General features: G+C 68.2%; 15 protein-coding genes. 1 reads left to right on the forward strand and 14 read right to left on the reverse strand.

Features of this window, described 5'->3' with window-relative positions:
• Window positions 1-42 precede the first annotated feature (42 nt).
• Complete coding sequence (ftsB, locus tag C2U31_RS13330; RefSeq protein ID WP_103273193.1) at window positions 43-483, forward strand: cell division protein FtsB; 441 nt, start codon at window positions 43-45, stop codon at window positions 481-483.
• A gap of 53 nt (window positions 484-536) precedes the next feature.
• On the opposite strand, the gene C2U31_RS13335 is transcribed toward ftsB, so the two are convergent.
• The 14 genes from C2U31_RS13335 to prpB all read right to left on the reverse strand — a co-directional run bounded on the left by C2U31_RS13335 (window position 537) and on the right by prpB (window position 15,075).
• Complete coding sequence (locus C2U31_RS13335) at window positions 537-1,235, reverse strand: pilus assembly protein (RefSeq protein WP_233772752.1); 699 nt, start codon at window positions 1,233-1,235, stop codon at window positions 537-539.
• 286 nt (window positions 1,236-1,521) lie between these two features.
• Window positions 1,522-2,451 carry an Hsp33 family molecular chaperone HslO gene (gene hslO / locus C2U31_RS13340; RefSeq protein ID WP_103273194.1) on the reverse strand — a complete coding sequence of 310 codons (930 nt, stop codon included), beginning with the start codon at window positions 2,449-2,451 and terminating at the stop codon, window positions 1,522-1,524.
• A gap of 124 nt (window positions 2,452-2,575) precedes the next feature.
• Window positions 2,576-3,097, reverse strand: a complete 522-nt coding sequence (locus tag C2U31_RS13345) for a gamma carbonic anhydrase family protein (protein WP_103273195.1) — start codon at window positions 3,095-3,097, stop codon at window positions 2,576-2,578.
• A 50-nt stretch (window positions 3,098-3,147) separates the two neighbouring features.
• Window positions 3,148-4,821: an acyl-CoA synthetase gene (locus tag C2U31_RS13350; RefSeq protein ID WP_103273196.1), complete on the reverse strand. Its 1,674-nt coding sequence runs from the start codon at window positions 4,819-4,821 to the stop codon at window positions 3,148-3,150.
• 124 nt (window positions 4,822-4,945) lie between these two features.
• Window positions 4,946-5,830: a UDP-2,3-diacylglucosamine diphosphatase gene (locus C2U31_RS13355; protein WP_103273197.1), complete on the reverse strand. Its 885-nt coding sequence runs from the start codon at window positions 5,828-5,830 to the stop codon at window positions 4,946-4,948.
• Between the two features lie 266 nt (window positions 5,831-6,096).
• A complete protein-coding gene (locus C2U31_RS13360; protein ID WP_103273198.1) occupies window positions 6,097-6,819 on the reverse strand; it encodes a site-2 protease family protein in 723 nt (240 codons plus the stop codon).
• A gap of 10 nt (window positions 6,820-6,829) precedes the next feature.
• Window positions 6,830-7,741, reverse strand: coding sequence for a DUF2167 domain-containing protein (locus C2U31_RS13365; RefSeq protein WP_103273199.1), 912 nt, complete (start codon window positions 7,739-7,741; stop codon window positions 6,830-6,832).
• A 109-nt stretch (window positions 7,742-7,850) separates the two neighbouring features.
• On the reverse strand, window positions 7,851-8,402 hold the full coding sequence (locus C2U31_RS13370) for an RDD family protein (protein WP_103273200.1): 552 nt from the start codon (window positions 8,400-8,402) through the stop codon (window positions 7,851-7,853).
• Between the two features lie 235 nt (window positions 8,403-8,637).
• Complete coding sequence (locus tag C2U31_RS13375; RefSeq protein WP_199770995.1) at window positions 8,638-8,850, reverse strand: hypothetical protein; 213 nt, start codon at window positions 8,848-8,850, stop codon at window positions 8,638-8,640.
• 212 nt (window positions 8,851-9,062) lie between these two features.
• Window positions 9,063-10,736, reverse strand: coding sequence for a THUMP domain-containing protein (locus tag C2U31_RS13380; protein ID WP_103273201.1), 1,674 nt, complete (start codon window positions 10,734-10,736; stop codon window positions 9,063-9,065).
• Between the two features lie 36 nt (window positions 10,737-10,772).
• Complete coding sequence (locus C2U31_RS13385) at window positions 10,773-11,201, reverse strand: CopD family protein (RefSeq protein ID WP_199770996.1); 429 nt, start codon at window positions 11,199-11,201, stop codon at window positions 10,773-10,775.
• Window positions 11,202-11,342: 141 nt separating this feature from the next.
• Window positions 11,343-12,794 carry a bifunctional 2-methylcitrate dehydratase/aconitate hydratase gene (locus C2U31_RS13390; protein WP_103273202.1) on the reverse strand — a complete coding sequence of 484 codons (1,452 nt, stop codon included), beginning with the start codon at window positions 12,792-12,794 and terminating at the stop codon, window positions 11,343-11,345.
• 89 nt (window positions 12,795-12,883) lie between these two features.
• Window positions 12,884-14,089, reverse strand: a complete 1,206-nt coding sequence (gene prpC, locus C2U31_RS13395; RefSeq protein WP_103273203.1) for a 2-methylcitrate synthase — start codon at window positions 14,087-14,089, stop codon at window positions 12,884-12,886.
• 95 nt (window positions 14,090-14,184) lie between these two features.
• Window positions 14,185-15,075 (reverse strand): methylisocitrate lyase, encoded by an 891-nt coding sequence (gene prpB / locus C2U31_RS13400; protein WP_103273204.1) that lies wholly within the window; start codon window positions 15,073-15,075, stop codon window positions 14,185-14,187.
• Window positions 15,076-15,128: the final 53 nt, after the last annotated feature.

Genomic DNA, 15,128 nt, shown 5'->3' on the forward strand with positions numbered 1-15,128 from the left:
CCGGCCGCCGCCGTATGACACGACTGCTGAGGGTTCCTGCGTATGCGCCTGCTGTTCCTGGTGCTGTTCGTGCTGCTAGGCCTGATCCAATACCCGTTGTGGATGGGTAAGGGCGGCTGGTTCAAGGTCTGGGATCTGCAACGCCAGGTGGCGGCGCAGAAAGAGACCAACGAAGGCCTGCGCGCGCGCAATGCGGCGCTGGAAGCCGAAGTGCGCGACCTGGATGGGGGCACCGGCGCTGTCGAGGAACGTGCGCGCGGCGAGCTGGGCATGATGCGGGAAGGCGAGGTCTTCGTGCATATCCTGCCGCAGAACGCCACGCCGCCGGCGGGCGGCGCATCGCTGGCCACCGAGGCGGTCGCCAAGCCCGCCGCCACGCCGGCCCGCGCCGGCTCGGGCGCGCCGGCCAGGCCGGCTGCCGGCGCGGCAGCGTCGCAGGGCAGGCCCGCCGCCAGCCAATCTGGTTCGGGCGCGCGTCACTGATCGCTCTCGCACCATCGCCGCCCCTGGGCTGACGTCCCGGACGGGCCGTGGCGTCATCCGCAGCGCAGCCTGCGGCAGGCTCCCGACACCATGCCCTCGGGCCATGGTCGCAAGCGCGACCAATCGGCCGGATGCGAGTGCATCTCCATGTCCAGTTCCACCACGATCGGCAGCAGGCCGCGCGCCAGCGCCTGGCCGGCGTAGCCGCGCGCGTCGTCGGCCGCCAGGCCAGGAGTGAAAGCCGCGCCCTGGCGTGCTGGCGGCGTCTGCGCGCCACGCGCCAGCGCGACCAGCAGCGCCCGCAGCGGCGCGGACAGCGGCTTGTGCAGATAGGTCAGCCGCAAGGACAGCGTATTGGCCTGGAAGATGTCCGTTGCCTGGCCCGGCGCGCGGCGCGCGTGTTGCAGATCCTGGTAGTCGTTGTCGATGGCTGGCAGGCCCGGCGCCGGGGCGATTCGAAGCCCCGGCCTGGCGTGCAGGCGGAAGTCGCGGGCGTCGGGGCGCAGCACCTCGATGCGCCACGGATGCGCGTCCGCCAACAGCGCCGCCTCGCGCAGGGCGCGCGCCTGACGCGACGCGTCGCCGCCATGTAGCGGTCGCAGCGCCTGGACGAAAACCGCTTTCATCGTCGCCGGTGCGGCATGCGACACCGCGCCCGCGCGGGCCGCTTCCATCAGCGCCAGCTGGACGGTCTGGCGCACCGTCTGCCACGTTGCGGCTTCGGCCGCCAGCAGGGTGGCGGGCAGCAGCACGGCTGCCGCCAGGGTGAATTCCAGGAGCGCGGTGCCGTGTTGCGGGCGGCCTGGGCGGGGTGGCGCGCGCAGGCTTGGCGAGGCCGGGCAAGCGTGCCGGGCCGGCTTGGCAGGCCTGGCGGGCGCGTCTGGTGTCGCGGGCGGAGCCGGCCGAATGGCGGAAAAAGAAAAGGCGGTCATGGCTGCGCAGTCTGGCGCGGGCATGACCGCCTGTCGATTGGGACAAGCCGGCGTGACGCGATGATCACGCCAGGAAAGGCCGGCCGCGACGGGCCGGCGCGGGCGTTCAGTGGACGGTGGGCGACTCGCTGTCGGCGGCGGGCGTGGCCGGCGTGAACAGCGCGGCGCAGTCCACGGCGTCGAAGCGATACGGCTTGCCGCAGAAATCGCAGGTCACGTCGGCCTGGCCGTGCTCGGCCACGATGTCCTGCACCTCGGCTTCGCCCAGCGAGCGCAGCATGTTGGCCACGCGCTCGCGGGTGCAGGGACAGTGCCAGCTGACCGGCAGGGGATCGAACGCCACCAGCGTTTCTTCCCAGTACAGGCGATGGATCAGCGTGTCGATCTCGACCTGCAGCAGTTCGTCGCGCTTGAGCGTGGCGGCCAGCGTGCCGGCGCGTTCCCAGGTCTCGGCGGCGGCCTGCTCGCTGAGCAGCGGCGCCTGTTCGCCGCCGTGCACCGGCAGGCGCTGGATCAGCAGGCCGGCGGCGTGCTCGTCGTCGGCGGCCAGCCAGAGCTGGGTGTCCAGCTGCTCGGACGCCTTCATGTAGTGTTGCAGCGCCTCGGCCACGGTGTCGCCTTCCAGCGGCACGATGCCCTGGTAGGCCTGCTGGCCGGGCGCCTTGCGCTGCGGATCCAGCACCACGATGAAGCGGCCGTTGCCGCCGGGGTTGAGCAGGCTCTGCATGTTGCCGTCGACCGGCACGTCATGGCCTTCGCGCATCTTGACGGTGGCGCGCAGGCTCAGGTCGGAGCGGCACTCCACCACCAGCAGCGCGATCGGGCCGTCGCCCTGGATCTGCAGCACCAGCGAGCCGTCGAACTTGATGTTGGCGGCCAGCAGCGTGGACGCGGCCACCAGTTCGCCCAACAGGTGGGTGATGGCGGGCGGATATTCGTGATTGGCGCGGACGGCCTTCCAGGTGTCGGTCAGGCGCACGGCCTGGACGCGCACGCTGCGGTCTTCGAAGAGATATTTTTTGAGCTGATCGGTCATGCTGGAATGTTAGCCGATCGGGCAGCCGAAAGGCCCTGCCGGCGGCAGGGGCGGGGTGGGTTCCAAGGGGGCGGATTCCGGCGTGCGCGGGGGGGCGCCGGAGACGGGCCAGGGGCTCAGGGACTCAGCCGATCCGCTTGAGCGCGGTCCGGTAGTGTTGGCCGCGCGCCACGTAGTGCGCGGTGTTCTTGTGCAGTCCGGCGATTTCCTCGGGGGACAGTTCGCGGACGATCTTGCCGATGCCGATGACCAGCGAATTGTCGGGAATGACCCTGTCCTCGGGGATGATGGCGCCGGCGCCGATCAGGCAGTTGCGACCGATCACGGCGTTGTTCAGCACGATGGCCTGCATGCCGACCAGGGCGCCTTCGTGGATGGTGCAGCCATGCAGCATGGCCTGGTGGCCCACGGTGACGTTCGGGCCGATCTCCATGGGACAGCCTTCATCCACGTGCAGCACGCTGCCCTCCTGGATGTTGGTGCCCCGGCGGATCAGGATGGCGTCGTTGTCGCCCCGGATGGAGACGTGCGACCAGATGCTGACGCCGGCCTCCAGCGTCACGTTGCCGATGATGTCGGCGCTGTCGGCCACGTAGGCCGAGGGGTCGATACGGGGGATCAGGTCGTCGAGCTGGTACAGCGGCATGCCAGGAAGTCTCCGGAGACGGCGCGGGGGGAGGGAATCGGGGCGGCGCGCTAGGCCGAGCCCTTGCTGGCCGCCAGGGCTCGGTCCGCCTCGCGCTGGCGCAGCAGGCGGCGCAGGATCTTGCCGGTGGTGGTCATGGGCAGTTCGTCGACGAACTCGATTTCCTTGGGGTACTCGTATGGCGCCAGGCGCTCGCGCACATGTTCCTGCAGGTTCTCGATGATGTCCTGGCGGTCGCGCTGGGCAAATTCGGGGGTCAGCACCACATAGGCCTTCACCACGGCGCCGCGCTGGGGGTCGGGCTTGGGCACGACAGCCGCATTGGCCACGGCCGGATGGCCGAGCAGGCAGCTTTCGATCTCGCCCGGGCCGATGCGGTAGCCGGCCGACTTGAACACGTCGTCCGCGCGGCCGGCGTACCAGAGGTAGCCGTCGGCGTCGATGCTGGCCAGGTCGCCGGTCAGGCACCAGTCGCCCTTGAACTTGGCCTGCGTGGCGGCCTCGTTGCGCCAGTAGCCCAGGAACAGCACCGGATCGGGATAGCCGTGGATGTCCAGCCGGTTGAGCGCGACCTCGCCGACTTCGCCGGTGGGAGCGGGCTCGCCGTGCTCGTCCAGCACCGCCACGCGGTGGCCGGGGTAGGGCCGGCCCATGCTGCCGGCCTTGGCGGGCCAACGCTTGTTGCTGTTGCCCACCAGGTAGTTCATCTCGGTCTGGCCGAACATCTCGTTGGGCGTGATGCCCAGCGCCTTCTCGCACCAGCCGAACACCGTCTCGCCCACGCTTTCGCCGGCGCTCATGATGGCGCGCAGCGCCAGCTGATAGTGGCTGCGCGGGTCAGGCACCGCCTTCATCATCATCTTCAGGGCGGTCGGGAACAGGAAGGTGTTGGTGACCTGGTAGCGCTCCATCAGCTCGAAGGCGCGCTCGGCCGAGAAGCGGCCGCGGGTGCCGACGATGGGATGACCGAAATAGAGGGTGGGCAGCAGCGCGTCCATCATGCCGCCGGTCCAGGCCCAGTCCGCCGGCGACCAGAAGACGTCGGCGGGCTTGGGGAACCAGTCCTGCGAGGCGACGAAGCCGGGCAGGTTGCCGATCAGCGCGCTGTGCGGCAGCAGGGCGCCCTTGGGCGCGCCGGTGGTGCCGGAGGTATAGAGCAGGATGGCCGGGTCCGACGAGCGGGTCGGAACGGGCTTGAATTCGGAAGGCTGGCGGGCCAGCAGGCTGCGCCACGGCAGCACCCGCTCGTCGGCGAAGCCGATGCCGATGATCTGTTGCTGGGCGGGACAGTGGTCGCTGACGGCCAGCAGGTTGGCGCTGGAGGCGTGGTCGACGATGGCGACGCGGGTCTCGGAGTCGCGCAGCCGGGTCTCCAGGGCCTCGGGGCCGAACAGCGCCGACAGGGGCAGCACCACCGCGCCGACGCTGTAGATCGCCATGTGGGCCACGACGGTTTCGGGCCGTTGCCCCAATACAACACCGACCCGGTCGCCGCGATTCACGCCCATCTTGATCAGGCCATTGGCCAGCTGATTGGCGGCTTCGGCCAGTCGGGCATAGGTCCAGACCTCGCGATTGCCCGCTTCATCTTCGTAGTAGATGGCGATGCGCCGCGCATCCGGACTGCTGGATGCCCAGCGGTGGCAGCACGCTTCCGCGATGTTGAACTGGGTAGGCACCAGCCAGCGGAAAGTTTGGTAGAGCGCCTGATATTGGTCGTTCATGGCCCTATGTTGTGAGCATGTTGCAGCGTGAACGGGCCGCTCGCCCGTTGCCCAACTGCAAGCATGACCTAGAGGGGCGTGAACTGCAACATCCCCGTTGCGTAACGGGGACGTATAAGGGTTATCACGGGTGTTTGCCCTGGCGGCGCAGCGCCGACGGCAGCGCCGGCAGCGATAGCGAGCGCGGCTTGCGGCTGGACGGATCGGCCTGGCGCCCGGCCTGATGCTCGGCCTGGATGGCGGCCCAGTCCAGCAGCTGCAGCTGGCCGTCGTGGGTTTCCGCCAGCGCCGACAGGCTTTCCACCCAGTCGCCGTCGTTGCAGTACAGGATGCCGCCCACGTCGCGCAGTTCGGCCTTGTGGATGTGTCCGCAGACCACGCCGTCCAGGCCGCGCCGGCGCGCCTCGCCGGCCAGCGCTTCCTCGAAGTCGGTGATGAAGGACACGGCGTTCTTGACCTTGTGCTTCAGGTACTGGGACAGCGACCAGTAGTGCAGCCCCATGCGGTGGCGCAGCCGGTTGAAGTGATGGTTGAGCCACAGCGCCAGCTGATACAGCCCGTCGCCCAGGTGCGCCAGCCAGCGGCTGTGCTGGATCACCCCGTCGAACTGGTCGCCATGCAGCACCAGCAGGCGCAGGCCCTTGGCCGTCACGTGCACGTCTTCGTCCAGGATCTCGATGTCGCCGAAGGCAAAGCCGCAGAACTCGCGGGCGAATTCGTCATGGTTGCCGGGGATGAAGACCACGCGGGTGCCGTTGCGGGCCTTGCGCAGGATGCGCTGGATCACGTCGTTGTGCGCGCGCGGCCAGTGCCAATGCTTGCGCAGCTGCCAGCCGTCGACGATGTCCCCCACCAGGTAAAGGGTGTCGGAATCGTTGTGCTCCAGGAAATCGAGCAGGAATTCCGCTTTGCACCCGGCAGTGCCCAGGTGAATATCGGAAATCCAGAGAGCGCGCCAGTGGGCGGGGCGGATTTCGTTCACGGTTGCTTCCATGGGGGCTGTCGTCATGCCTCAGGATGAAACCATCGGGCGATGACGGCGCCATGAAAAATCCGTGACGGTGTTGTGACGATTGCAACGCGGGCGCCGCAACACTTGTCGCGGGAGCGGGCCTAGTGTGCTGTCCCGCAGATACGCCCGCACGAAATCCACCCCTAGCCGCCATGGCGTCGTTGTAAATCCTCGTGATACCTACGGGTATCACTGCGGTTTGCGCCTAGCCCTGACGTCTATGGATGAATTTCGTCATGCGGACGTACCTACGGGACAGCACACTAGCGCAGTCCCGCGAGCATTTCGTGCACGTCGTGCGCCATGACCGCCAGCAGCCCCACCAGCGCCAGGTAGGCGCTGCCGTAGGCGAGCTTGTTTTCCAGCGTGGTGCCGTAATAGGCCTGGTTTTCCGGCAGGGTCGGGTCGTACTTGAAGGCGCGCACCACGTTCGGGAAGGCGAGCACGGCGACCAGGATCAGCATGGGGCTGGGCCGCCAGAAGAACAGCGCCACCAGCACCGGCACGCCCGCCAGCCAGACTCGGGGCGACAGCACGGCCGTGATGCGGCCGCCGTCGAACGGCGACAGCGGGATCAGGTTGAAGAGATTGATGAAGAAGCCGGCGTAGGACAGCGCCAGCAGCAGGTCGCTGCCCGTGTCGCGCGCGGCGAAGTAGCAGGCCAGCGAGGCCAGCGTGCCCGCGAAGGGTCCGCCCAGCCCCACATAGGCCTCGGTGTCGGCGTTCAGCGGCTGGTCCTTCAGCTGGATCCAGGCGCCCACGAAAGGAATGAACACGGGCGCGCCCACTTCCAGGCCGCGCTGGCGCGCCGCCACGTAGTGGCCCAGCTCGTGCACCAGGAGCAGCAGCACGAAGCCGGCGGCGTAGCGCCAGCCGAACACCCAGGCATAGGCCGCCACCGACAGCAGCATGGAGCCGCCGGTGGCCAGCAGCTTGCCGAACTTCAGGTACTTGAAGCCCGACAGCAGCAACAGCAGGACTTTCACCGGCGTGCGATCACTGCTGGCCCGGGCCGGCGGGATCCGCCTTCTTGCGGCGCAGGCGCGACCAGATGCCGCCGCCCAGCGCGGCAACGGCGATGAGGCCGACCTTGGCGAACTTCAGCAGGAAGGCGCCGATGACCGCGAACAGACCCAGCTTCTTCGCCGCCACGCCGGCCACCAGCGCGGCCAGGCCGTACTCGGCGACCTTGTCGGTCGAGGAGTTGAAGTCGGCGTAGCGCTTGCCTTCGACGTAATCGATGTTGTTCAGCAGGGCCAGCACGGCGCCCTTGTCCTTCGGCACCTGGCTTTGCTGCGTGATCAGGTCCAGCGTGATGTAGCCTTCGCGGCCCAGGGCGTAGGTGTTGTAGTTGACCGTCGGGTCGCTCTGCGCGCCGTCGTCCTTGTGCTTGGCGGCCACGGACCACACCAGCCGCTGCGTTTTGCTGTCGTACTTGGGCGCCTCGACCCAGCCGTCGATCAGCAGCTCGGGGAAGCCGCGCTTGACGCGCTCGACGTTGGATTGCTTGGTGCCTTCGCGCAGGCTGTCCAGCAGCTCGCCGACGTTCCAGTTGCGGGCGTCGTCGTCCTTGATGTAGCCGGTCTTCTCGAAGTTGACGGTGATCAGCCAGTCGTCCTCGTCCCCCTTGGGCAGCACCACGCCCAGCAGGCTGGGATCCTTGCCGTTGCCATAGGCCGCCATCAGGCGGTCGGCCTGCAGGCGCGGCACGAACATCATGTTGTCGGGCAGCTTGAGCACGGCCTGGCCGCCGAGCTTCACTTCGGCGGGGCCTTGCTGGGCGGCGGAAAGCGCGGCCTGCGAGGCGGCTTCGATTTCCTTGCGGGCGTCGGCGTTCTGGGCATGCGCCCACGGCAGGAAGAACAGGGCGCTGGCGGCCAGCGTCAGGCGGGAGAGTAGGGCGCGCATGGATAAGGTCCGGTTTTAAATAGGGCCTTATTGTCTTGGCGCGCAGCTTTCAGCTTTCTGAACGCGCCGGTGAGAATCGGCGCGTAAGTTTTCTGATTGAAACTTGGTATTACTTGACGGCCCTGGCGGCGCTATTTTCCGGACGCCCGGGCTTGGCGCGCGGGGGCGCGTTGCGCAGGCGCGTGCCCAGGATCCGGTCATGCAGGAACTGGCCGTCGCGGTCGATCCAGGTCCAGATGAAAATCATGAAGGGGGCTGCGACGATGAACATGTCCATGGACGGCCAGCCCGTGTAGCGCGCCGCCAGCCAGACCAGGGCGGCGCCCGCCAGCACCAGGGGCCAGGCGAGGATGTAGCGCAGCATCAGCAGCGGCACGGAGGGTGGCTGGCCGTCGCGGCCGACCAGCTGGATGTTCCAGGTCTTCATGGGCAGCGTCTGGCCCCGGCGGCGCCAGCACAGCACGAAGTAGGCGCCGATCGCCACGAACAGCCAGGCTTGCCGGAGCGGGCGCAGTTCCAGCGCATTGCGGCTCTGGGTCAGCGTATCCATCAGATAGCCCGCCAGGAACACCACGCCGAACAGCAGCACGGCTTCGTACATCATGCACGCGAACCGGCGCAGCCGGTTGGGAGTCTGGTCTGGGGAGGCGTCGGGCGTCATGGGCGGCTATCTTAGCAAAGGGCCGCGGGTTTGCGCCGGGCCCGGCGGGCGGCGCGCTTGCGTCGGCGCAAACGGGTTGGGGCAAGACCATTCGCCGCCGACGCGGGAGCGTCCGGCCGGCGATCCGTGCGAGGCGGAGGCGAAAAAAAACCCGCCGGTGAGGGCGGGTCTATAAAAGGGGCTATGCAGCCCCCAAGGGGAAATCTGTCCGGGCCCGCCAGGGGCCCATCGGCGCTCAGGCGGCCGAGTGCGCGTCCTTCGCGCTCGCCTTGCCAACCAGGGCGCGGATGCCGTGGGCCAGCTTGCGCAGTCCGGCGGCCAGGGCGCGCATCGGGTGCGGGCGGAATTGCTCTTCGATCGCCTGGAGCATCAGTTGGCGCTCGAGTTCGTCGGTCAGGCGGATGGTGTTGTTCAGGTTCGTCACGTTAGCCTCCACGGGCTTGCACATTTGTTTAGCTACTAGGGATAACCCGAATTATAGGGTTTACCCTGGTCGTGTGCAAGAGGCTGGTGCGAATCGGCAACACCGTGTAGCTGATGATGCCCCAAAACGTTGCGGCGGGGCACCATAAGCAAAGATAGCCGCACCATGTTGCGGCGCTTTTACAACGAGGCATCCGCTGTGGCGGACGCCGGCGCCCCGTTGCGGGGCGCCGGGGATCAGGCGTCCCGGTAGCCCGCCGCCACCAGCTCGAAGCCGAACAGGCGGCAGTCCAGCGCGCCGTTGTGCAGCGGGACGCGGCGCTTGGGTTTCAGGCGCATGCGCTGGGGCAGCTCCAGGTCGCTGGTGATGATGTGCAACTGCCAGCCGGCGAAGTTGCGCTTCAGGCAGGTCGCCCATTCGGACCAGAGCTGCGCGTCCTGCTCGGTCGGCATCCGTTCGCCGTAAGGCGGGTTGGTGACGATCCAGCCATGGTCGGCCGGCGCCTGGACCTGGCGGGCATCACCCACTTCGAAACGGATCGAGTCCGAGGTCAGCCAGGCGCGCTCGGCGTTGTTGCGGGCGAACTCGATTGCCTGCGGATCCAGGTCATAGCCGACCAGCGGCGCGTCCAGCTGGGGCAGGATGCGGGCGCGGGCGTCTTCCTTGAGGTCGCGCCAGCGGCGCGGGTCATGGCCGCGCAGCCGCTCGAAGCCGAAGGGACGGGAGATGCCGGGAGGCACGCCCAGCGCGATCCAGGCGGCTTCGATCAGGATGGTGCCCGAGCCGCAGAACGGATCCAGCAGCGGAGCCGCCGGATCCCAGCCGGCCAGGGCCAGCATGCCGGCCGCCAGGTTCTCGCGCAGCGGGGCCTCGCCCTTGTCCAGGCGCCAGCCGCGCTTGAACAGCGACTCCCCGGAGGTGTCCAGGTACAGCGTGGCGGTATGGCCGGTCAGGAACAGGTGCACGCGCGCATCGGGGCGCACGGTGTCGATGTCGGGACGCTCGCCTTCACGCTCGCGCAGGCGGTCGCAGATGCCGTCCTTGGCGCGCAGGTTGCAGTATTGCAGGCTCTGCACCGGGCTCTTGATCGCCGAGGTGTCCACGCGCAGCGTTTGCTCGGCGCCGAACCAGCGCTCCCAGGGCGTGGCGCGGGCCAGATCGAGAATGTCGTCCTCGTGGGAGATCTCGGCGTGCGCGACCTGGACCAGGATGCGCGTTGCCAGCCGCGAATAGAGGTTGGCGCGCTGCACGCCGGCCCAGTCGGCGCTGAAGGAACAGCCGGCGCGGCCGGCGCGGGCGTCTTCATAGCCCAGCGCCTGCATTTCCGCGGTCAGCGCTTCTTCCAGACCCTGGGGGCAGGGCGCGAAGACCTGGAACACCTCGGCCTGGCGGGGCTCGCGCGGACGGCGGCCACGGGCGTGAAAGTCGGGCTCGTCGCGGGCTTCGGTGGCGTATTCGATCTCGTCGTCGCGGTCCGGCTCGGGGGCGAATTCCGGCGCCGGGCCGTCGTCCTCGAACGGATCGTAGAAGCGGCCCGCGGGCGTGGCGGGCGCGACGTACTGGTTGTCGCGGTCGCGCGGGGCGCGAGCGGGCCTGGCGCCAGCGGCGCGGCGCGGCGCGCCGCCGTCATCGCGCCGGCCACGGCCGGCATCGGTCCGGCTGGCGGCGCCTCGGGCCGCCACGGGCTTGCGCGGGGCGCGTTCGCCGTCACCGGCGTCGCGCGCGGGTGCGTCCGGCGTCTTCAGGCGTTCGATTTTTTCCTTGTCGCGCTCGATCTGGGCGACCAGGCGGGCGCGGGCGCCGCTGCGGCTGCGCTTGGCCGGCGCGGCCTCGCTTTCGGCGCGGGCGTCGCGCGCGGTTTTCTTGATTGTCAGCGTCTTGCGCGGACGGTCCTGTTCATCAGAGGACATGCGGATCCTGGCTTATGGGCAAAGGCAGAGGGGAAATCAGAAGGGTTTGACGACGACCAGCGCCACCACCGCCAAAAGCAGCAAGACGGGAACTTCGTTGAACCAGCGATAGAACTTGTGCGAACGGGTGTTCTTGCCCTGTTCGAATTTGCGCAGCATGACGCCACAGGCGTGATGGTAGCCGATCACGAGCAGCACGAAAAAGAGCTTGGCGTGCATCCAGCCGTTGCCCGGACCCACGCCGATGCGGTAGCCCAGATACAGCCACATGCCGAAGGCCACGGCGACCACGGCCAGCAGGGTGGTGAAGCGGTACAGCCGGCGCGCCATGCCCAGCAGGGTGGCCTGGACCGAGGCGTCGGATTGCTGGGCCAGGTTGACGAAGATGCGCGGCAGGTAGAACAGCCCGGCGAACCAGGAGGCGATGAAGACGATATGGAAGGTCTTGACCCAGAGCATGGCCATGGCGCGGTTCCGTTTGCGTGGAAAGCCGCATTGTAAGCCGCGGCTTTCGCGCGCCTGGGCGGTCTGGCGGGCGTGGACGCCGCGCCAGGTCAGGCGCATGGGAGGGAAGCGCCACGGGCGCTTCCGGGATGCCCATGCCGCCTAGATCACATAGAGGTCGACGTATTCGTTCACCGGCATCGCCTCCAGCCGCGCCTGGTCCAGCGAGGCATCGAGGATGCGGCGCTGCTGCCGGTCCGGGAACACGCGGGCGAGGTTGGTGCGGAACTTGGCTTCCAGCAGCGGGATGCCCTCGGCGCGGCGGCGCAGGTGGCCGATCGGGTATTCGCAGACCACCTCGTCCAGCCTGTCGCCGTCCTCGAACTCCACGGTCAGCGCATTGGCGATGGAGCGCTTGGCCGGATCGTGATAGTCGCGGGTATAGGCGGGATCCTCGACGCAAACGATCTTGGCGCGCAGGGCGTCGATGCGCGGATCGCGCGCCACGCCGTCCTCGTAGTCGGCGGCGGTCAGGCGGCCGTACAGCAGCGGCACGGCCACCATGTACTGGATGCAGTGGTCGCGGTCGGCCGGGTTGTTCAGCGGACCCTGCTTGTCGATGATGCGGATGCAGGCCTCGTGCGTGCGGATGACGATGCGGCTGATGTCCTCGGCCTTGCGGCCCAGCAGGCGCAGCCGTTCGTGCAGCTGCATCGCGCATTCCACGGCGGTCTGGGCGTGGAACTCGGCCGGATACGAGATCTTGAACAGCACGTTCTCCATCACGTAGCTGCCGTAGGGCCGCTGGAACTTGAACGGCTGGCCCTTGAACAGCACGTCGTAGAAGCCCCAGGTCTTGGCGCTGAGCACCGACGGATAGCCCATCTCGCCGCTGCGGGCGATCAGCGCCAGGCGCACGGCGCGGCTGGTGGCGTCGCCGGCGGCCCAGCTCTTGCGGCTGCCGGTGTTGGGCGCGTGACGATAGGTGCGCAGGCTCTGGCCGTCGACCCAGGCCAGCGACACGGCGTTGATGACTTCATCGCGGTCCAGGCCCAGCATCTGCGCCACCACGGCGGTGGACGCCACCTTGACCAGCACCACGTGATCCAGGCCGACCTTGTTGAAGGAGTTCTCCAGCGCGATGCAGCCCTGGATCTCGTGCGCCTTGATCATGCCGGTGAGCACGGCGCGCATGCTCAGGGGCGGCTTGCCGGCGGCCACGGCGGTGCGCGACAGCCAGTCGGCGACGGCCAGGATGCCGCCCAGGTTGTCGGACGGATGGCCCCATTCGGCGGCCAGCCAGGTGTCGTTGAAATCCAGCCAGCGGATCATCGCGCCGATGCTGAAGGCGGCCTGCACCGGATCCAGCTGGAACTGGGTGCCGGGGACCTTGGCGCCCTGCGGCACCACCGTGCCGGGCACGATCGGGCCCAGCAGCTTGCGGCACGCCGGGTACTCCAGCGCTTCCAGGCCGCAGCCCAGCGTGTCGATCAGGCAGTTGCGCGCGGTCTCGTAGGCGAGATCGCTCTGGATGTCATGGTTGAGGACGTAGTCCGCGATATCGGCCAGCACCTGGTCGGGATCGGGACGCACGTTGGAGATGGGGGCGGACATGCGGATACCTCTCCTGGAAATGGATACAGGAGGCCGCGGCGGGCCCGCGCGGCGCCGGATGGGACGACGACGGGCCCGGGGCGGTCACGTTACTTCCGCTTCTCGATCGGCACGAACTTCTGGTCTTCCGGGCCCACGTAGTTGGCGGTGGGACGGATGATCTTGTTGTCGACGCGCTGCTCGATGATGTGGGCCGACCAGCCCGCCGTGCGCGCGATGACGAACAGCGGGGTGAACATGGCGGTGGGCACGCCCATCATGTGGTAGCTGACGGCCGAGAACCAGTCCAGGTTGGGGAACATCTTCTTGATGTCCCACATGACGGTTTCCAGGCGTTCGGCGATGTCGAACATCTTGGTGCTGCCGGCCTTCTTCGAGAGCTTGCGGGCGACTTCCTTGATGACCTTGTTGCGCGGGTCGGACACGGTGTAGACCGGGTGGCCGAAGCCGATCACGACTTCCTTGGCCTCGACGCGGCGGCGGATGTCGGCCTCGGCCTCGTCGGGGGTCTCGTAGCGCTTCTGCACTTCGAACGCGACTTCGTTGGCGCCGCCGTGCTTGGGGCCGCGCAGCGCGCCGATGGCGCCGGTGATGGCCGAATACATGTCCGAGCCCGTGCCGGCGATCACGCGGCCGGTGAAGGTCGAGGCGTTGAATTCATGCTCGGCGTACAGGTTCAGCGAGATGTGCATGGCGCGCACCCACTCTTCGCTGGGCTTCTCGCCGTGCAGCAGGTGCAGGAAGTGGCCGCCGATGCTGTCGTCGTCGGTCTGCACGTCGATGGTGCGGCCGTTGTGGCTGTAGTGGTACCAGTACAGCAGGGCCGAGCCCAGGTTGGCCATCAGGCGGTCGGCGATGTCGCGCGCGCCGGGCAGGTTGTGGTCGTCCTTCTCGGGCAGCACGCAGCCCAGCACCGACACGGCCGTGCGCATCACGTCCATCGGGTGGCTGGCGGCGGGCAGCGCTTCCAGCGCCAGTTGCAGCTGCACCGGCAGGCCGCGCAGGCTGCGCAGCTTTTCCTTGTAGGCCTTCAGTTCGGCCTTGGTCGGCAGCTTGCCGTGGACCAGCAGGTGGGCGATTTCCTCGAACTCGCAGGTGTCGGCGACGTCCAGGATGTCGTAGCCGCGGTAGTGCAGGTCGTTGCCGCTGCGGCCGACGGTGCACAGCGCGGTATTGCCGGCGACGACGCCGGACAGCGCCACGGATTTCTTGGGCTTGAATGCCGCCTTTTCCTCGGGCTGGGCCTGCGTCTTCGCGTCCGCCTTGGGGGCTTGCTTCTTGGGGGCCGTGCTCATGTCTCTACTCTCCTTGCCTTGCGGGATGGTCAATGCAGTGGGACGGGCGGGCGAGGCGGATCGCCGCCGCGCCGGCCGCCGTAGACGGTGCGGGACTAGCCCTTGTTCTTCTGGAACAGGGCGTCCAGCTTCGATTCGAATTCGTGATAGCCGATGCGGTCGTACAGCTCTTCGCGCGTCTGCATCAGGTCGACCACGTTCTTCTGGTGGCCATCGCGGCGGATGGCGGTGTAGACGGCCTCGGCGGCCTTGTTCATGGCGCGGAACGCCGACAGCGGGTAGAGCACCATGCCCACGCCCACGCTCTTGAGTTCCTCGACCGAGAACAGCGGGGTCTTGCCGAATTCGGTGATGTTGGCCAGCACCGGCACTTTCACCGCCTTGACGAAGCGGTCGTAGGTGGGCAAATCGTAGGCGGCTTCGGCGAAGATGGCGTCGGCGCCGGCTTCGACGCAGGCCAGCGCGCGCTCGATGGCGGCGTCCACGCCGTGCGAGGCGATGGCGTCGGTGCGGGCGATCAGGTAGAAGTCGCTGTCGGTGCGGGCATCGGCGGCGGCCTTCACGCGGTCGGCCATTTCCTCGGTGCTGACGATTTCCTTGCCGGGACGGTGGCCGCAGCGCTTGGCGCCGACCTGGTCCTCGATGTGGCAGGCGGCCGCGCCGAACTTGATCAGGCTCTTGACCGTGCGGGCGATGTTGAAGGCCGACGGACCGAAGCCGGTGTCGATGTCGACCAGCAGCGGCACGTCGCACACGTCGGTGATGCGGCGCACGTCGGTCAGCACGTCGTCCATGGTGTTGATGCCCAGGTCCGGCAGGCCCAGCGAGCCGGCGGCGACGCCGCCGCCCGACAGGTAGATGGCGCGGTAGCCGGCGCGCTTGGCCAGCAGCGCATGGTTGGCGTTGATGGCGCCGATGATCTGCAGCGGGCTTTCTTCGGCCAGCGCGCGACGGAACAGGGCGCCGGGCGATTCGGGTCTGGACATGGGTGGTCTCCGTGTATGTGGACCGGGTGTTCTGGACGTCCCCGGGCAGTGGG

Source organism: Achromobacter sp. AONIH1, from assembly GCF_002902905.1.
In the GTDB taxonomy this organism is placed as follows: Bacteria; Pseudomonadota; Gammaproteobacteria; order Burkholderiales; family Burkholderiaceae_B; genus Achromobacter.

Excerpts from the sequence above, each read along its gene's own strand:
- ftsB (WP_103273193.1), top strand. The coding sequence starts at position 43 with ATGCGCCTGCTGTTCCTGGTGCTGTTCGTGCTGCTAGGCCTGATCCAA.
- hslO (WP_103273194.1), bottom strand. The coding sequence starts at position 2,451 with ATGACCGATCAGCTCAAAAAATATCTCTTCGAAGACCGCAGCGTGCGC.
- C2U31_RS13345 (WP_103273195.1), bottom strand. The coding sequence starts at position 3,097 with ATGCCGCTGTACCAGCTCGACGACCTGATCCCCCGTATCGACCCCTCG.
- C2U31_RS13350 (WP_103273196.1), bottom strand. The coding sequence starts at position 4,821 with ATGAACGACCAATATCAGGCGCTCTACCAAACTTTCCGCTGGCTGGTG.
- C2U31_RS13355 (WP_103273197.1), bottom strand. The coding sequence starts at position 5,830 with ATGACGACAGCCCCCATGGAAGCAACCGTGAACGAAATCCGCCCCGCC.
- C2U31_RS13365 (WP_103273199.1), bottom strand. The coding sequence starts at position 7,741 with ATGCGCGCCCTACTCTCCCGCCTGACGCTGGCCGCCAGCGCCCTGTTC.
- C2U31_RS13370 (WP_103273200.1), bottom strand. The coding sequence starts at position 8,402 with ATGACGCCCGACGCCTCCCCAGACCAGACTCCCAACCGGCTGCGCCGG.
- C2U31_RS13375 (WP_199770995.1), bottom strand. The coding sequence starts at position 8,850 with ATGTGCAAGCCCGTGGAGGCTAACGTGACGAACCTGAACAACACCATC.
- C2U31_RS13380 (WP_103273201.1), bottom strand. The coding sequence starts at position 10,736 with ATGTCCTCTGATGAACAGGACCGTCCGCGCAAGACGCTGACAATCAAG.
- C2U31_RS13385 (WP_199770996.1), bottom strand. The coding sequence starts at position 11,201 with ATGGCCATGCTCTGGGTCAAGACCTTCCATATCGTCTTCATCGCCTCC.
- C2U31_RS13390 (WP_103273202.1), bottom strand. The coding sequence starts at position 12,794 with ATGTCCGCCCCCATCTCCAACGTGCGTCCCGATCCCGACCAGGTGCTG.
- prpC (WP_103273203.1), bottom strand. The coding sequence starts at position 14,089 with ATGAGCACGGCCCCCAAGAAGCAAGCCCCCAAGGCGGACGCGAAGACG.
- prpB (WP_103273204.1), bottom strand. The coding sequence starts at position 15,075 with ATGTCCAGACCCGAATCGCCCGGCGCCCTGTTCCGTCGCGCGCTGGCC.